This is a genomic window from Spirosoma koreense (assembly GCF_054777875.1).
The window spans coordinates 1,465,125-1,481,425 of sequence record NZ_BAAHAC010000022.1 but is presented as its reverse complement, the minus strand read 5'-3'; the positions used below and the strand labels follow the sequence as shown (position 1 = coordinate 1,481,425).

Genomic DNA, 16,301 nt, shown 5'->3' with positions numbered 1-16,301 from the left:
TCCATCAATAGTCGTAAGTTTGTCAGAAGGGTAAGTCGTTGTACATGCCCTGACAACTTACGACTATCGACTTTTATGAATACCCTGTTTCCTATTTTCGTCAAGGCCGAAAAGCTGCACGTACTTATCGTAGGGGGCGGATACGTCGGACTCGAAAAGCTTACGGCTTTACTGGGCAACTCGCCAGATGCGCGCGTGACGCTGCTGGCCCCCGTTATACGCGACGAGATCCGGGAGTTGGCTCACCGCCATCCTAAAGTGCAGTTGATTCAGGAGCCGTACCATGCCGTGCATCTTTCAGATAAAGACCTGGTTATCGCTGGTACCAACGATAAGAACGTGAACCAGCAGGTACAGGTCGATTGCAAGGTGCAGCGGATTCTGGTGAACGTTGCCGACACGCCTGACTTGTGCGATTTTTACCTTAGTTCGGTGGTTAAAAAAGGTGATTTGAAAATTGCCATTTCCACTAACGGCAAATCACCGACCTTCGCCAAACGTTTCCGCGAAGTGCTCGAAGACATTCTGCCCGATAGCTTACAGGAAACGCTAGATAACCTGACAGCCATCCGCAACCAGCTCAAGGGCGATTTTGTCCAGAAGATGGAGAAACTAAACGAGATTACGAAGGTGTTGCGGTAAGACAGTCCTATCCCTTTTCATGCGTATTCTTGCCATTTCCGGTAGCCTGCGGGCCTCTTCCACCAACACAGCACTATTACGGGCCGCGGCCGAACTGGCCCCTCCTACTGTGCAGGTTACTCTCTATGACGATCTGGAAAACATTCCGCCCTTCAGCCCCGAACGCGACGCGGCTAATACGGCTGAGCCGGTCAATAAGCTGCGTACGTTGCTACGGAAATGCGACGCCGTGATCATCTGCACACCCGAGTATATCCACGGCATGCCGGGTGTGCTAAAAAACATGCTGGATTGGCTGGCTTCGTCGGGTGAATTCGTTCACAAGCCCGTTGGTGTGATCAGTGCAAGTCCGTCCGATATGGGTGGCTCCCGGGCACACACTTCGCTGGCTTATACGCTAAACATTTTGACAGCCAATTTGCCCGAAGCGGCTTCTTTGATTGTGCCGTTTGTCCGAACTAAGCTAGCCGCAGACGGACAGGTCACCGATCCGGAGTTAACCCAGGCATTGCGTGGCGTAGTTGATGCATTAGTTCAGGCGGTTCAGCAAAACAGCCAGCCTGTCTAGGTTGCACTTCTGCGAAAAGTAAACCGAAGAACTTAAGAAAGCTTCGCTCGCAGGTATTGCATGACAGCTTCCTGATTCGATTTTAACTCCTCAAATTGCTGTTGGGTAGACGCCGTCAGGTCAACAAACTGGCGGCTTAGTTCATCGAACCGATGCTCCATTATACCAAATTGTTACTGAGAGGAAATAGTCAGATCGGCAAACCGACGGTTTACCTCATCGAACCGTCGCTGAGTGGAAATGGTCAACCCGTCAAATCGGCGCTGGGTGGAAACTTTTAGGTCGGCGACCGCTTTGGCCGTTATTGCAACGGTTCGCTCAAGTTCAGGAATCCTGGCCACTTCACTAACTATCTGGCCCTGCTCCTCAATGAGCCGATCAATTTTCTGTAAGCTCTCAGCCACCAACGGCTCTAACTGATCGAGTTTTCGTTCTGGATTCATCCAAAACGTAATACGAGTGGGCTTGTGGATTTAGGTGCAACTTAACCACGGCAATATATGAAACTCAACCCATATATTATCCAACCCATCGCCCTGTTGTTACAAAGTCAGTTCAACGGCCGGGTCCCAGTATAAGGCCTTAAAATCAGCGACACGGTCATTTTCTACCCGAACGCCTTCGTCTTCGAGCAGCTGCTGCATGATGGTCGGCCCGCCGAAAAAGTGTTTTCCTGACAAGACACCGACGCTGTTGACTACTCGGTGAGCGGGTACATCCGGGCGGTTATGGCAACCGTTCATCGCCCAACCCACCATACGCGCACCCGCCCGCAGGCTCAGATAACGGGCTATCGTGCCGTAGGTAGTCACTCGCCCTTTCGGTACAAGCCGTACCACTTCATAAACTTCTTCAAAATAGTCTCGCTGTTCCATTCTACGAACCCACTCCTTAGCTGGCACTAAACACTTTATGTTTACTGCATAACAAGTTAACCTGAGCGTCGGATTATTTAGGCTTTAGGGGTTTCGATGGCCTCTGTCAATTTGTTGTACCATTCCTGTCCATAAGCCCGAATCAAGGCCTCGCGCACAAATTTGTAGATAGGAACGTTCAACTGTTCGCCGAAACTACAGGCCGGGCTACAGATGGGCCAGCGATCGTAGTTGAGAGCATGAAAAGATTCGTATTTAGTCACCCGTATAGGGTAAAGATGGCACGAAATCGGTTTTTTCCAGTCTACCTTCCCTTCGTTATACGCTTCTTCAATGCCACATTTCAGGATTCCCCGGTCGTTCCAGGTGGCATAAACGCATTCCCGTCCTGCAACCGTATTTGTGACAAAACCGCCTTCACCGTCTGACTCGTAGCCGCCTTTCTGTTCGATCACCCGAATTCCTTCGGGCGAAAGGTAGGGCTTTACATCCTTATAAATTCGGTCGAGGATGGCAGGCTCATCGCCTTCCAGCGGAGCGCCCATATCGCCTTCCACACAGCAGGCCCCTTTGCATTTGTCCAGGTTGCAAACGAAAAATTTTTCAGCGACATCGTCGCTTATGCAGGTATTATCAATCAGGATCATAAAAGTAGTGCAGTCTGGCCGGCCCAGCAGCGATCTGCGGATTATACAGTAAAGATACAATAGCCCGAACAATGGAAAAAGCCGCTCGATGAGCGGCTTTTTCCGTGAAACACGACAGAGGCTTTTTTACGGCTTGACGACCCTGATTTTCTGTCCTTCGCGAACATAAGCGGTGGTCAGGTTATTCCATTCCTGCAGTTCGGCAACGCTCACATTATACAGTTTAGAAATCCGGAACAGGTTCTCTCCCTTGGCAACCGTATGGTAGGTTTCGCCCGATGGGGTTACTGGCTCTGAAGCTGCTTTTGTAGCCGGCCCCGCTTTGACCGACGACGAAGACTTTGTGGATACTACTGGCTCTGTTTTGGTAGAAGCGGCCATTTTATCCGTATTTGCCCGCACTTTCAGCCGCTGGCCGGCTTCAAGTTTCTTATCGAGCGTCCGGTTGTTCAGTTCAAGCAGTTCGTTCAGCGTCAAGCCATACTCGCGGGCAATACCGTAATACGTCTCCCCCTTGCCGACGGTATGCATCGTTACAGCGCGGTCAGCGGTGGCCGGTGTAGCTGCCGGTGTTATGGGCGCAGCGGTAGTAGCCACTGGCGCGGGTTTCTTTTCCGGCATGGTCATCGCAGGTTCCGCGGGTTTCTTCTCGGCCTTTTCCGGCGCGGGTGTAACCACGGCCACCGATGGGCGCGTTTCAGCTTTTGTCACAACCGGTGCGGCCGGACGAACCGTCGTTTTCGTATCCATGGTCGTAATTGAGCCGTCGGCCTGTTGCTCACTGGGTCCATCATAGCTGCCTGAGGAAGAACGCGTAGGGGTAGCGGGCGATTTTGCCGGTCGATTGCGGGCATAGGTGTCTGTTTTCTGACCATTTACCCGCCAGCCATCTTCAGCTCCGCCTGGTTTTGGTTTATCAGCCACTTCGGGAGTTGTGGCTACCGGCACGGTCTTGGTTTCGCCATCTGCGTCGGCGGCCCGGACAATGACAACCCGCTGCGACCCCTCGCTACCTCCCGTAGCGGGCGTGGGAGCCGGACGGCTGGTCGATACGGAGTTCGAAGTAGTCGGCGGGGGCGTGGGAGCTGTGGCCGGAGCCGAGGAACCATCATTCGGTGTAATGCCCCCCCCCACTAATTTAGGCTGATATAGCTTCCGCTCAGACGCATTCCGGGGAACGCCATCAGCGCCATTGACGGGTCTGCTGCTGGTACGGCCAGCGGATGTGTTGGCCGCAACGTCCTGCGATGCAACAGGCGTTGGTGGTGCAGGCGTCGGATCGTAGACCGGTGGCGTTGGCGCATTGATAATCTCGATCGGTTTGTTAGCCGGGCGTCTTTCCCGTAGCCAAATCACGCGCCCCGCCGTCAATTGCTGTCCCCGATCCAGGCGGTTGAAGCGCAACAGCTTCCGGAGCCGGAGCCCGTAGCGTTGCGAAATACTGCGCGAGGTTTCGCCTTCGCGGGTGGTATGGAATGGCACGAGCGCTTTTTTCCGCTTTTTTGCCAGATAATAAATGTCGTTCACAATGACCGGATCGGATTCGTCCATGTCGTTGAAGCGCATGAAACTCGACAGGCTGATCTTTCCTTTCCGGGCCAGCGACGACGCATTGTCGCCGGCCTGCGCCTGAATACCAGGCAAGCCGTTGATCTCGTATAAAACCGGCGCATTCTTACCGGAGGCATTGGTCGTCACCCGACGCAGGACGGGAAAACCCACATCGCTCTGAGCCAGTTCCGGCGCTTTCCCACCCGGCACCGAGCCAATTTTCTGCCGTATATCGTTGATCTGCGTATTCGCGACCGGAATAGCCATCACGTACGCCTTGTCGGTCGGAACCGACTCGCCCAGCACCCAGCGGTTGTATTTACGCAGTTCAAATTCTTCCACACCCAGCTCTTCCGCAATCGAGCGCATGGTTTTTCCACCCCCGTTGGGGTACTCGATCAGGGCAAAGCGGTTACTGGTCTGATGCGATTTGAGGGCGTTTTCAATGGCGACCTTGTGGGCGAAGAAACGCAGAATATACCGGTCGGTGCGCCCGTCGAGTGCGACTTCACGCGCATACGCCCAATCCGGCGGAATCAGCTTGGCGATGCCCCCCGCCCCGAGGTAATACGAATAAAGCGAAGCCACCCAGTTGTTGTACTGCGCATTGCTTTTTTTGAGGTACGTAGCCGCTGCCTTCGTCGAGGCCGAAATATTTTTTCGCTCATCGACTTCTTCGTCGACGCGCAGGCCATTTCCCTGAGCCGTTTCCTGCTTAAACTGCCAGTATCCCACCGCCGACGAGGTCGATACGGCGTCGGGCGTCAGGGAGCTTTCCTGCACGGCCAGGTATTTAAAATCGCTGGGAACACCTTCCCGGATCAGAATAGATTCGATAATCGGGAAATACAGTACCACCCGGTCAAGCTTAGCCAGCCAATATTGTTGGTTGGACATAAGCGCATTTACATCCTGCTGGATAATCCGGCGGGCATCGGGGTCGAGTTGCACCGATATGTCGGCCATCATCACTCGCTCCGGAACCGTGGGAGGGCTCATTTGCGCCGACGCAACGAAACCCGTTAGAAGCAAAAGAAGAAGTAAGGAATAGGTCTGTTTTTTCATACATCTTACCGCTACGGCGGTCATTTCATCCATCATACTTACAATTTTCGAATTAGCATGATCCCGTCTCGTACGGGCAACAACACATTTTCGACGCGGGCGTCGTCCTGCACTTTCTGGTTAAATGCCTGCACCGCTATCGTGTCCAGATCCGATGGCTTGGGCGATTCAACCACTTTGCCACTCCATAAAACATTGTCGGCCAGTATAAAACCACCCGGCCGAAGTTTATCGAAAATCAAATCGAAATAGCGTGAAAGGTTGCGCTTGTCGGCGTCGATAAACACCAGATCGAACGTTTCGTCGAGCGTTGGCAGGATATCGGCAGCTATACCGACCCGAAGGTCGATTTTAGCATTAAGCGGTGACTGCTCCCAGTACGAGCGGGCAAAGGTTTCCAGCTCTTCGTTCTGATCGATCGTGATAAGCCGGCCATCGTCGGTTAGTCCTTCGGCCAGACAGAGCGCCGAGTACCCTGTATACGTACCGATTTCGAGAATTCGACGCGGGCGAACCATCCACGCAATCATAGACAAAAACCGCCCCTGCATATGCCCCGACAGCATACGGGGGGCCATCACCTGAGCGCGCGTGTTTCGATTGAGCCGATGCAATAGCGCACTCTCGGGCGAGGTGTACGTTTCTGCGTAAGCACTGATGTCGGGTGGCAAAAAATCCATTCGGCTATTAACCTGTATGAACGTTTATTTTCGACAGGCAAAGGCTGGTTTCAGTAAATGTAACGGATAGATACAAGAAATTGGTAATCGAATACACTAAATCCGGTTTTTTGAGTCAATTAATATGGTCACCGGCCCGTCATTGAGCAACTCTACTTTCATATCGGCCCCAAATTCGCCCGTTTGAACCGGCTTGCCCAGATCGATCGACAGCTGTGCAATCATCGCTTCGTAAAGCGGTACGGCCACCTCCGGCCGGGCAGCCTCGATGAAGCTGGGGCGATTGCCTTTTTTGGTACTGGCATGAAGGGTAAACTGACTGATTAACAGAATATTACCGTTTATTGCGACCAGATCGAGGTTCATTTTGCCCGCGTCGTCGCCAAACACCCGCAACCCGACGATTTTTTTGCTGAGCCAATCTACGTCTTCGCGCGTATCGGTATGCGTAATGCCTACTAATACTAAAAACCCGGCTCCGATCTGGCCTTTCACCTGATTGTGGATGGTAACGGATGCCTGCGTAACACGCTGAACAACGGCGATCATAGCATTGAAATGATAAATGAACTGTCAAAAATAGGATGTATCGGGCTTATCTGCATCCTCAAGTCAACGTTTGCGCGCATCCTGTTTTAAACTTTGAGGCAGGTGGAGAACGGCCCTACACCGCAGAAGCAAAAAAATTTGCTTCGCTCGGGGACGTATGAACAACTTTTTCTGTAATTATGGTATGCAAACGCGATTTTTCCTATTCGCGATCGGTTTTGCTCCGCTCCTTATGGTTCATTATACGCACTCCACTCGCATCCTTGTTGCTCTCGACTGTATCATCTTCGGTTTCGATGGCGAAGAACTGAAGTTGCTGCTCATCAAACGCAACTTTGAGCCTGAGTTTGGGAAATGGTCGCTGATGGGTGGTTTTTTGAACGAAAATGAAGACCTGGAAGATGCCGCCCAACGGATTCTATATAACCTGACAGGTCTGACCAACCACTATCTCGAACAGTTGCAGACATTCGGGGCTGTTCGGCGGGACCCTGTCGAGCGGACAATTTCGGTGGTGTATTACGCGCTGGTCAACAGCCAGCAACAGGACCCGAATGCCATCAAAGCCCACAATGCCTACTGGATCAGCCTGAACGATAAACCCAAACTAATTTTCGACCACGACGTGATGGTTGAGCAGGCATTGCGTCAACTCCGTTATAAAGCAGCCCTGCACGCGATCGGGTTCGAACTGATGCCTGAGAAATTTACCATTCCACAGCTTCAGAAGGTGTACGAGGCTATTTACAGTACCCAACTCGACCGGCGGAATTTCAGCCGAAAAATCCTGTCGACCGACCTGCTCATCAATACTGGCGAGAAAGACACCAACTCGGTGACTAAAAAAGGGCAGCTTTACCGGCTAAATGCCGATAAATATCAGCAGTATTTAACCGATTACGTTAGCTTCTTCCCGGAATTGACTTTATCCTGAGAGCTCCGCCCAGCAACGTAGCCGACTACCCCGGACTTTTGCGGCTCCAGCCTGTCTTTTCTCAGACGTTGCCTGTTTTTTCGGACCAAAGAAAGTGCTTACCCGGATGATTGAGGGATCAATAAGCAGCTTTCGCCTTTTATAGATCGTCGAAACAATCTCAGAAACACTTATTTGCGTATTTTAGCCATATATAACGAACCTATAAAAAAATAGGTTACTCAATACCTTACACTGGTTAATGAGAACAACGTTTAACGTACTGATTGTTGATGATGACGAGGATGATCAGTTCTTAATCAAAACCGCTTTCCAAAGGGATTCCGCCCTGTATAATTTACGGTTTGCCACAGACGGCACCGATGTACTGGAAAGTATCGAAACGCCACTGTTTCTGCCCGATCTGATTCTGCTGGATCTAAATATGCCAGTCATCGATGGATTTGAGGTGCTCAAACATTTGAAAAATTCCCCCCATTACCAACACATACCCGTCGTCATTCTGACAACTTCCTCCGACGAGCAGGATATCAATCGGGCTTACAGGCTGGGGGCTAATACATTTCTGACCAAACCCATCGATCATAAAGCGCTGGTCGACCTGGCCGAACAAGTTCGCTTGTACTGGTTCAATCTGGCTAAAATTCCGACCCGCCGGACAAATTGATCAGTAGTAAATTTTTAGAGGAAAAACCAACTATAAGTATATTACAAGTCACGCTTGTAAACGATTGGCTACTGATTTTTTAAATAGCCGGCTGGCATCGTTAATCACAGTCGGCTCCGTTCGAATGAACATCCCCCAGCGTTTGCTACAAGCCCCCAGACAGTGGATAAATAATTTGAACAGTTAAGTAACCAGGCCAGTTATCATCACTACAACTTTACTCCTCCCTATAAACCTCTTCTGTTGAGCTGCTTAAATGTGGCTTTTTGTTAGGTACGCCAGTCCGTCTGGCGGTCTTTGTTTTTCTCAACCGAACTTATGATCAGTTTAACGGATGGACCAATTGTTTACATTGATGATGATGAGGATGATCAATTTTTGTTCGAACGAGCGGTCAGGGAGTTAACATTCACGAACAAAATTCACTTTTTCGGAAGCGGTCAACAAGCGTTGGATTATTTGGAAACCACGGATGAAAAACCGCTGCTGATTCTGTGCGACTTCTCTATGCCCCGCATGAGCGGGCTCGACCTCCGTCGTCAGATTAACCGCAGTGATTACCTGCGTCAGAAATCGATTCCGTTTCTTTTTTACACGACGGCCGCTAGCCCCGATCAGGTCAGGCAGGCATATGAAACCACAATTCAGGGGTTCCATATCAAAGCGCAGGAGTTTCAGGAGTTCAAAGCTCAGATTCACCTGATTATTACCTACTGGCAGTCCTGCCTGCACCCAAACAGCTTTTGATCCTACTAGTCTGAAGACCTGTTCTTTCCTGCCTATTACCGGCTTGCTGACAATCAGATCAGCCTGTAAGGCTATACCTTATGTGAATACCAGGGAGGTTAGAACCGCCTGAGACTAAATACCTGTCCATAAACCAGTTATCCAGACAAATAGTCTATCGATAAAAAAATTATTACTATTTCTCGTAAAAAAAGCACAATAACAAAGTAATATTGTGTCAACTAAACACTATTCTCCGAAATAGCTAATTTTCGGTAATCTCCTAACTTGTTAACAGATCGAATTTCTGCTTGATACAGCAGTATACATTATGAATACTCGATACGTTATCGGTGTTGATTTTGGGAGCGATTCAGTCAGAGCACTGGTTGTCGATACACAGACGGGCGCAGCCGTCGGAACGCATGTTCACGAATATACGCGCTGGAAACAAGGGCTTTATTGCAACCCCGCCACCTCGCAGTTCCGTCAGCATCCACTCGACTACCTCGAAGGGCTGGAAGCCTCTATTACGGGCGCGCTCGCCCAGGCCCCCGACGATGTGCGGCAACAGATCGTCGGTATTTCTATCGACACTACGGGCTCTACACCCGGCCCGGTCGATGAAACGGGGCTTCCACTGGCGCTACGGCCCGATTTCGCCGACAATCCAAACGGCATGTTCATTCTCTGGAAGGACCATACAGCCAATCAGGAAGCGGAAGAAATCAATAAGCTAGCCCACCACTGGGATGTCGATTATACCAAATACGTCGGCGGTATTTACTCCTCGGAATGGTTCTGGGCGAAAATGCTGCGAACCCTGCGCGTCGACGAAGCGGTTCGGCAGCACGCTTTTTCGTGGGTCGAACACTGCGACTGGATATCGGCGGTGCTGACCGGTCACACCGATCCATTGACTCTACGACGCTCGCGTTGTGCAGCCGGCCATAAAGCGCTCTGGCACAGCGAGTTCAACGGACTACCTTCGGACGAATTTTTAACCCGGCTCGACCCGCTCCTGAGTGGGCTGCGCGATCGGCTCTTTACCGATACCTACACGGCCGATCAGTCGATGGGTACGCTTTCTCCGGACTGGGCCGCGAAACTGGGCCTATCGCCCGACGTGGTTGTGGGTGTCGGCGCGTTCGATGCGCACATGGGCGCCATCGGTGCCGAAATTGAGCCCTACGCCTTTGTCCGGATCATCGGCACCTCCACATGCGATATCCTGATGGCCCCCAACGACGAGATTGGACATCGGCTCATCCGGGGAATCTGTGGGCAGGTCGACGGTTCGGTAGCACCGGGTATGCTGGGACTGGAAGCGGGCCAATCGGCTTTCGGCGATGTTTATGCCTGGTTTGCCAGCTTGATCACCAATCCCGTACGCGAATTACTGGGCGAAGAAGCCGCCAACACCCTGAGCCGTCAGCTGATTCCGCACCTGTCTACGCAGGCAGCTCAATTGCCGGTTACCGCTACCGATCCGATTGCCCTGGACTGGATCAATGGTCGCCGGACGCCCGATGCGAACCACACGCTCAAGGCCGCCATAGCAGGACTGAATCTCGGAACCGACGCCCCCCGGATTTTTAAAGCGCTGGTCGAAGCAACGGCTTTCGGCTCCCGCCGAATTGTCGATCGGTTCCTTGAAGAAGGGGTTCCTATCAAAAAAGTGATTGCAATCGGCGGGGTCGCCAAAAAGTCGCCCTTTGTGATGCAAACCCTGGCCGATGTGCTGAACATGCCCATTCAGGTTGCCCGCGCCGACCAGGCTTGTGCCTTGGGAGCAGCTATGTGCGCAGCCGTAGCGGCCGGCGTTCACCCGACTATGGAAGCTGCTCAGAAAGCGATGGGGTCCGGCTTCGATGCCGATTATTCCCCCCGTTCGGCACAGGCCGCTACTTACGAAGTCCTGTACCAGAAGTACCTGAGTCTGGGCGAATTTATAGAAGGCCAATCCAGATAATCTTTAGTCATTTGCTGCGCGTCATTAATGGTCGTTCGTTGTGGAAGCGATATGAACGATTAAATGACAACCAAATGACCAATAAATGACAAAATGTATCATGCTTAATTTGAAACAGTACGAAGTCTGGTTCATCACCGGCAGCCAGCATTTATACGGCGAAGAAACCCTGAAACAGGTCGATGCACACTCCGCCATCATCGCCGATTTTTTCGATAAATCGCCCCAGGTGCCGGTGCGGGTTGTGTTCAAGCCTGTGGTGAAAACGCCGGACGAAATCTACGCGATCTGTCAGGAAGCGAACGTTGCCCCAAACTGCATCGGCATCATTACCTGGATGCATACTTTTTCGCCCGCCAAGATGTGGATTCGGGGTCTGAGCGTGCTGAAGAAGCCCATGCTTCACCTCCATACCCAGTTTAACCGGGATATCCCCTGGGGGGACATCGACATGGATTTCATGAACCTCAACCAGTCGGCCCACGGCGACCGCGAATTTGGGTTCATCATGTCGCGGATGCGATTAAGCCGGAAAGTGGTCGTCGGCTTCTGGCAGCAGGACGATGTGGTACAGAAGATTGCAGGCTGGGCGCGGGTGGCGGTAGCAGCCTACGAACTAAAGACGATGAAAGTTGTTCGCTTTGGCGATAACATGCGGCAGGTAGCCGTAACGGACGGCGATAAAGTCGCTGCCGAAATGACCTTCGGTATGTCGGTGAACACCCATGGTATCGGCGATCTGGTGGCGGTGATCGATCAGGTTACCGACGCCGAAATTGACCGGTTGGTTGCCGAATACGCCGACAGCTACACGCTGATGGAGTCGCTTCGCAAAGGCGGAGCGCAACATAATTCCCTGCGCGACGCGGCCAAGATCGAGATCGGACTTCGGGCTTTTCTGAAAGACGGCAATTTCTCGGCTTATACCGACACGTTCGAGGATCTGCATGGCATGACGCAACTGCCGGGGATTGCCTCACAGCGCCTGATGGCCGACGGGTATGGGTTCGGCGGTGAGGGCGACTGGAAAACCTCGGCGATGGTACGTACGCTGAAAGTGATGGCAGCAGGTTTGCCCGGGGGCAACTCGTTTATGGAAGATTACACCTACCATTTCGACCCGTCGAATCCGCTTGTGCTGGGTTCGCACATGCTCGAAATCTGTCCGTCGATAGCCGCCGACAAGCCTACCTGCGAAATTCATCCGCTGGGTATTGGCGGCAAGGCCGATCCGGTTCGGCTGGTTTTCAACGCACCGGCGGGTCCTGCTATCAATGTATCGTTGATCGATATGGGCAATCGGTTCCGGCTGCTGGTCAACGAGGTGGAGGCTGTCGAGGTGCCCGAAGCGCTTCCTAAACTGCCGGTAGCGCGCGCCATCTGGAAACCCCTGCCCGATATGCAAACCGGTTGTGCGGCCTGGATTCTGGCCGGTGGCGCCCACCACACCGTCTACAGCCAGAACCTGACCACCGAGCATATCGACGATTTTGCGGATCTGTTCGGCGTCGAACTGGTGGTCATCGATCGGAACACCAACCTGCGCCAGTTGAAAAACGAACTGCGCTGGAGCGAAGCGGCTTATCGGTAATCATTCATTTTTGTCATGACTCCGGCCGGAGTCATGACAAAGTATACCCTACCCTTTCCATGAAAAAACGTTTTCTAACCCTACTGCTGGCCAGTTGCAGCCTGCTCGCCACGGCCCAGAACAAAGTGACGATCAACGCCGATGAAGGTAAATTCGTCATCAGCCGACACATCTACGGCCATTTTGCGGAACACCTGGGCCGGTGCATATACGACGGCTTTTACGTTGGCGACAACAACACGAAAATCCCGAACAAGAACGGCGTTCGACTGGATGTAGTGACGGCGCTCAAAAAGCTTAAAATACCCAACCTGCGCTGGCCCGGCGGTTGTTTTGCCGATACCTACCACTGGAAAGACGGTATCGGCCCCAAAGCCAAACGCCCTAAAATTGTCAATACCTGGTGGGGTGGAGTGACGGAAGACAACAGCTTCGGTACGCACGATTTCCTGAACATGTGCGAGTTGCTGGGCACTGAGCCCTATCTGGCCGGAAACGTCGGCAGTGGTACGGTTCAGGATCTGAGCGAATGGGTGCAGTACGTAAACTTCGGCAAGAACAGCCCCATGTCGAACCTGCGTCAGCAAAACGGACGCGAAAAGCCCTGGCTGGTTCGCTATTGGGGTGTGGGCAACGAGGCCTGGGGATGTGGCGGCAACATGAAACCCGATTACTATGCCAATATCTATCGGCAGTACAGCACTTTCATGAACACGCAGGTGGGTAACCAGAAGATGTTTCGGATTGCGTCGGGAGCCAGCGATAACGACTACACCTGGACTGAAACGCTCATGAAAAATATACCCAGTTCGCTCATGGAAGGGTTGGCCATGCACCATTATTCGGTACTGTCGTGGGGCGAAGGCAAGAAGGGATCGGCCACGGCGTTTACGGATCAGGAGTATTTCAAAACCATGCAACAGGCGCTGTTGATGGACGAACTGATCGAGAAACATTCGGCTGTGATGGATAAATACGATCCAGAGAAAAAAATAGCGCTGATTGTCGACGAATGGGGCGGCTGGTACAATGTCGAGCCGGGTACGAATCCGGGGTTCCTGTATCAGCAGAATACCATGCGCGATGCGGTGCTGGCGGGTGCGACCCTCAACATTTTCCACAAACATTGCGAACGGGTGCGCATGGCTAACCTGGCCCAGGCCATCAACGTGCTGCAATCGGTCATTTTGACCAAAGGCGACAAAATGATCCTGACACCTACCTACCATGTGCTGGAAATGTACAACGTTCATCAGGATGCAACGATGCTGCCCGTATCGGTCAAATCGGATGATTTCGAACTGGACAAGGAAAAGCTGCCGGCCGTGTCGGTATCGGCTTCACGCGATAAATCGGGCAAAGTACACGTCTCGCTGGTGAACATTGACCCCAAAAAACCACAGAACATATCCGTCGATCTGAAAGGACTGAAGGCAACGGGCCTGACCGGTCGTTTGCTCACATCGGCCAGTGTACACGATCACAATACGTTCGAGAATCCGGCCAAAATCAAACCCGTGGCCTTTACCGGTGCCAAACTGTCCGGCGATAATCTGGCCGTAACCCTACCGCCGGTATCGGTGGTAGTGCTGGAATTGCAATGACATAATTTTGATTGATTGAATGAGAGAATGTATGAAACTATTTGCTCAATCTGCCATTCAATCAATCTATCATTCAACAGTCAATCATGTATCAGTCACTCAGAGAAGAATGCTATGAAGCAAACATGCAGCTCCCGAAGCTGGGGCTGGTGTTGTTTACCTTTGGCAACGTCAGCGCTGTTGACCGCGAACGGGGCGTGTTTGCCATCAAACCCAGCGGTGTACCGTATGAACACCTAAAAGCCACCGATATCGTCATCTGCGACTACGATGCGAAGGTGGTCGACGGGTCTATGCGCCCCTCATCGGACACCAAAACCCACGCACTGCTCTACAAAACCTGGGACAAGATCGGGGGCATTTCGCACACCCACAGTACCTACGCCGTAGCCTGGTCGCAGGCGGGTCTGGACATTCCTATCTTCGGCACCACCCATGCTGACCATACACACCAGGACATTCCCTGCGCGCCAGCCCTGACCGACGAGATGATTCAGGGCGACTATGAACACGAGACCGGCAATCAGATCTTCAACGTATTTGCCGAAAAAGGCTTGTCTTATAGCGAAATGGAGATGGTACTGCTGCAAAACCACGGTCCGTTCACCTGGGGAAAAACGGCCGAAAAAGCCGTTTATAACTCCGCCGTTCTGGAAGAAGTGGCGCGCATGGCCTACCTGACACTGCAAATCAATGCCGCCACGCCCCGGATCAAAGACACCCTGCGGTTAAAACACTACGAGCGTAAACATGGCAAAGACGCCTATTATGGCCAGGGGTGCTGACGAGTGAATTAAATTATTTATCATCTGCCTGGTAGCCTGGTAGCCTAAAGGTATCACGACCGGGCCGACTTAACCGTTTGGCCCCGCTTCCTGAATATGTTGTGGCTTAACCCGCGATATCGTTGTAGGCCTACCCGATAATGTATAGCTTTGAGCGAGTATAGGCTCATCTATGAATGCCTGTACTTCATCTGTTTATTCCCCAACCCGCAATAATTCATGAAATTACTGCCTCAACTTCTGTCACTGGCTCTGCTGTCGGGCTGCCTTGTTATGAATTCCTGTACCTCCAAAAAAGAAACGACCGAGCAAAAACCCGGTATTGAAAAAGCACCGTACGGGCAGCTTCCCACTGGCCAGACGGCGGATTTATACACGCTACAGAATGCGTCGGGTATGACGGCCCAAATTACTAATTATGGTGGCCTTCTCGTTGCGCTGACCGCGCCCGACCGAAACGGAAAATTCGAGGATGTAACCCTGGGCTTCGACTCGCTATCGAGCTACGTGAAAAACAACCCCTACTTTGGCGCCCTGATTGGCCGGTACGGGAATCGGATTGCCAAAGGTAAGTTTACGCTCGACGGAAAAAACTACACGCTCGTTACCAACAACATGGGCAATCACCTCCATGGCGGCACTGTCGGCTTCGATAAAGTACTCTGGACCGCCACACCCGTTGAAGGCGATGAACCGGCACTTAAACTGAACTACACTTCGAAAGATGGCGAAGAAGGGTATCCCGGAAACCTATCGGTGGAAGTGACCTATACCCTGCAGAAAGACAACGCCCTTCGGATCGACTACCAGGCTACGACCGATAAACCGACGGTGGTAAACCTGACGAACCATACGTATTTTAACCTCACGGGTGGGGCTAAACGCGATGTGCTCGACCATGTCCTGACCCTCAACGCCGACCGGTTTATCCCCGTCGATGAAACCCTGATTCCGACAGGCAAGCTCGAACCCGTTGCCAATACGCCCTTCGATTTCACCAGGCCGACGGTTATCGGTTCACGCATCAACGACTCGACCGATACACAAATCAAATACGGCGGTGGGTACGACCATGCCTGGGTAATCAACGAATCCGCCGAGTCGCCGAAACAGGCGGCTACCGTTTATGAGCCCACCAGCGGCCGTGTACTGAACGTCCGTACGACGGAGCCGGCCATTCAGTTCTATACCGGTAATTTTCTGGACGGGTCAGTGACCGGGCGGGAGGGATTCCCCTACAAAAAGCGCTATGCCCTTTGCCTGGAAACCGAGCACTACCCCGATTCGCCGAACCAGCCAGCCTTCCCGACCACCACGCTCAAACCCGGCCAGACTTACAAAAGCACAACGGTCTACCAGTTTTCAACGAAGAAATAAGCGCTTTCAACAAGCCAGTGCGTCCCGGTTCAAGCAATTAAACTAGCTGAATCGGGACGCACTGGCTT

General features: G+C 52.3%; 16 protein-coding genes. 10 read left to right on the top strand and 6 right to left on the bottom strand.

Annotated elements, in window-relative coordinates; all coding sequences use genetic code 11:
• Nucleotides 1-75 precede the first annotated feature (75 nt).
• Both ACYVC2_RS19570 and ACYVC2_RS19565 read left to right on the top strand, forming a co-directional pair.
• Nucleotides 76-642 (top strand): precorrin-2 dehydrogenase/sirohydrochlorin ferrochelatase family protein, encoded by a 567-nt coding sequence (locus ACYVC2_RS19570; RefSeq protein ID WP_461104825.1) that lies wholly within the window; start codon nucleotides 76-78, stop codon nucleotides 640-642.
• 19 nt (nucleotides 643-661) lie between these two features.
• Nucleotides 662-1,210, top strand: a complete 549-nt coding sequence (locus ACYVC2_RS19565) for an NADPH-dependent FMN reductase (RefSeq protein ID WP_461104823.1) — start codon at nucleotides 662-664, stop codon at nucleotides 1,208-1,210.
• 173 nt (nucleotides 1,211-1,383) lie between these two features.
• Here the strand turns inward: ACYVC2_RS19565 and ACYVC2_RS19560 are convergent, their stop codons facing one another.
• From ACYVC2_RS19560 to dtd, 6 genes are all read right to left on the bottom strand, one after another.
• The gene (locus tag ACYVC2_RS19560; RefSeq protein WP_461104821.1) at nucleotides 1,384-1,653 is read right to left on the bottom strand and encodes a hypothetical protein; all 270 of its coding nucleotides are present in this window, start codon (nucleotides 1,651-1,653) and stop codon (nucleotides 1,384-1,386) included.
• Nucleotides 1,654-1,752: 99 nt separating this feature from the next.
• Nucleotides 1,753-2,085, bottom strand: a complete 333-nt coding sequence (locus ACYVC2_RS19555) for an MGMT family protein (protein WP_461104819.1) — start codon at nucleotides 2,083-2,085, stop codon at nucleotides 1,753-1,755.
• A gap of 77 nt (nucleotides 2,086-2,162) precedes the next feature.
• Complete coding sequence (locus tag ACYVC2_RS19550; RefSeq protein ID WP_461104817.1) at nucleotides 2,163-2,732, bottom strand: DUF3109 family protein; 570 nt, start codon at nucleotides 2,730-2,732, stop codon at nucleotides 2,163-2,165.
• Nucleotides 2,733-2,858: 126 nt separating this feature from the next.
• The gene (locus tag ACYVC2_RS19545) at nucleotides 2,859-5,348 is read right to left on the bottom strand and encodes a LysM peptidoglycan-binding domain-containing protein (RefSeq protein ID WP_461104815.1); all 2,490 of its coding nucleotides are present in this window, start codon (nucleotides 5,346-5,348) and stop codon (nucleotides 2,859-2,861) included.
• Nucleotides 5,349-5,386: 38 nt separating this feature from the next.
• Nucleotides 5,387-6,028: an O-methyltransferase gene (locus ACYVC2_RS19540; RefSeq protein WP_461104813.1), complete on the bottom strand. Its 642-nt coding sequence runs from the start codon at nucleotides 6,026-6,028 to the stop codon at nucleotides 5,387-5,389.
• A gap of 96 nt (nucleotides 6,029-6,124) precedes the next feature.
• Complete coding sequence (dtd, locus tag ACYVC2_RS19535; protein ID WP_461104811.1) at nucleotides 6,125-6,577, bottom strand: D-aminoacyl-tRNA deacylase; 453 nt, start codon at nucleotides 6,575-6,577, stop codon at nucleotides 6,125-6,127.
• A gap of 232 nt (nucleotides 6,578-6,809) precedes the next feature.
• On the opposite strand from dtd, the gene ACYVC2_RS19530 reads away from it, so the two are divergent.
• From ACYVC2_RS19530 to ACYVC2_RS19495, 8 genes are all read left to right on the top strand, one after another.
• Complete coding sequence (locus ACYVC2_RS19530; protein ID WP_461107194.1) at nucleotides 6,810-7,511, top strand: NUDIX hydrolase; 702 nt, start codon at nucleotides 6,810-6,812, stop codon at nucleotides 7,509-7,511.
• A 241-nt stretch (nucleotides 7,512-7,752) separates the two neighbouring features.
• Nucleotides 7,753-8,178 carry a response regulator gene (locus ACYVC2_RS19525; protein WP_461104809.1) on the top strand — a complete coding sequence of 142 codons (426 nt, stop codon included), beginning with the start codon at nucleotides 7,753-7,755 and terminating at the stop codon, nucleotides 8,176-8,178.
• 318 nt (nucleotides 8,179-8,496) lie between these two features.
• Nucleotides 8,497-8,925: a response regulator gene (locus ACYVC2_RS19520; RefSeq protein ID WP_461104807.1), complete on the top strand. Its 429-nt coding sequence runs from the start codon at nucleotides 8,497-8,499 to the stop codon at nucleotides 8,923-8,925.
• A gap of 310 nt (nucleotides 8,926-9,235) precedes the next feature.
• Nucleotides 9,236-10,876 (top strand): ribulokinase, encoded by a 1,641-nt coding sequence (locus tag ACYVC2_RS19515; protein WP_461104805.1) that lies wholly within the window; start codon nucleotides 9,236-9,238, stop codon nucleotides 10,874-10,876.
• Between the two features lie 100 nt (nucleotides 10,877-10,976).
• A complete protein-coding gene (araA, locus tag ACYVC2_RS19510) occupies nucleotides 10,977-12,467 on the top strand; it encodes an L-arabinose isomerase (protein ID WP_461104803.1) in 1,491 nt (496 codons plus the stop codon).
• A 59-nt stretch (nucleotides 12,468-12,526) separates the two neighbouring features.
• Nucleotides 12,527-14,071 carry an alpha-N-arabinofuranosidase gene (locus ACYVC2_RS19505; protein ID WP_461104801.1) on the top strand — a complete coding sequence of 515 codons (1,545 nt, stop codon included), beginning with the start codon at nucleotides 12,527-12,529 and terminating at the stop codon, nucleotides 14,069-14,071.
• Between the two features lie 86 nt (nucleotides 14,072-14,157).
• Nucleotides 14,158-14,856, top strand: coding sequence for an L-ribulose-5-phosphate 4-epimerase (locus ACYVC2_RS19500; protein ID WP_461104799.1), 699 nt, complete (start codon nucleotides 14,158-14,160; stop codon nucleotides 14,854-14,856).
• 219 nt (nucleotides 14,857-15,075) lie between these two features.
• Nucleotides 15,076-16,233: an aldose epimerase family protein gene (locus ACYVC2_RS19495; RefSeq protein WP_461104797.1), complete on the top strand. Its 1,158-nt coding sequence runs from the start codon at nucleotides 15,076-15,078 to the stop codon at nucleotides 16,231-16,233.
• Nucleotides 16,234-16,301: the final 68 nt, after the last annotated feature.

Coding starts and splice junctions, on each gene's coding strand:
- ACYVC2_RS19525 (WP_461104809.1), top strand. CDS start 7,753: ATGAGAACAACGTTTAACGTACTGATTGTTGATGATGACGAGGATGAT.
- dtd (WP_461104811.1), bottom strand. CDS start 6,577: ATGATCGCCGTTGTTCAGCGTGTTACGCAGGCATCCGTTACCATCCAC.
- ACYVC2_RS19505 (WP_461104801.1), top strand. CDS start 12,527: ATGAAAAAACGTTTTCTAACCCTACTGCTGGCCAGTTGCAGCCTGCTC.
- ACYVC2_RS19515 (WP_461104805.1), top strand. CDS start 9,236: ATGAATACTCGATACGTTATCGGTGTTGATTTTGGGAGCGATTCAGTC.
- ACYVC2_RS19540 (WP_461104813.1), bottom strand. CDS start 6,028: ATGGATTTTTTGCCACCCGACATCAGTGCTTACGCAGAAACGTACACC.
- ACYVC2_RS19565 (WP_461104823.1), top strand. CDS start 662: ATGCGTATTCTTGCCATTTCCGGTAGCCTGCGGGCCTCTTCCACCAAC.
- araA (WP_461104803.1), top strand. CDS start 10,977: ATGCTTAATTTGAAACAGTACGAAGTCTGGTTCATCACCGGCAGCCAG.
- ACYVC2_RS19570 (WP_461104825.1), top strand. CDS start 76: ATGAATACCCTGTTTCCTATTTTCGTCAAGGCCGAAAAGCTGCACGTA.
- ACYVC2_RS19530 (WP_461107194.1), top strand. CDS start 6,810: ATGGTTCATTATACGCACTCCACTCGCATCCTTGTTGCTCTCGACTGT.
- ACYVC2_RS19545 (WP_461104815.1), bottom strand. CDS start 5,348: ATGAAAAAACAGACCTATTCCTTACTTCTTCTTTTGCTTCTAACGGGT.
- ACYVC2_RS19500 (WP_461104799.1), top strand. CDS start 14,158: ATGTATCAGTCACTCAGAGAAGAATGCTATGAAGCAAACATGCAGCTC.
- ACYVC2_RS19550 (WP_461104817.1), bottom strand. CDS start 2,732: ATGATCCTGATTGATAATACCTGCATAAGCGACGATGTCGCTGAAAAA.
- ACYVC2_RS19555 (WP_461104819.1), bottom strand. CDS start 2,085: ATGGAACAGCGAGACTATTTTGAAGAAGTTTATGAAGTGGTACGGCTT.
- ACYVC2_RS19520 (WP_461104807.1), top strand. CDS start 8,497: ATGATCAGTTTAACGGATGGACCAATTGTTTACATTGATGATGATGAG.
- ACYVC2_RS19495 (WP_461104797.1), top strand. CDS start 15,076: ATGAAATTACTGCCTCAACTTCTGTCACTGGCTCTGCTGTCGGGCTGC.
- ACYVC2_RS19560 (WP_461104821.1), bottom strand. CDS start 1,653: ATGAATCCAGAACGAAAACTCGATCAGTTAGAGCCGTTGGTGGCTGAG.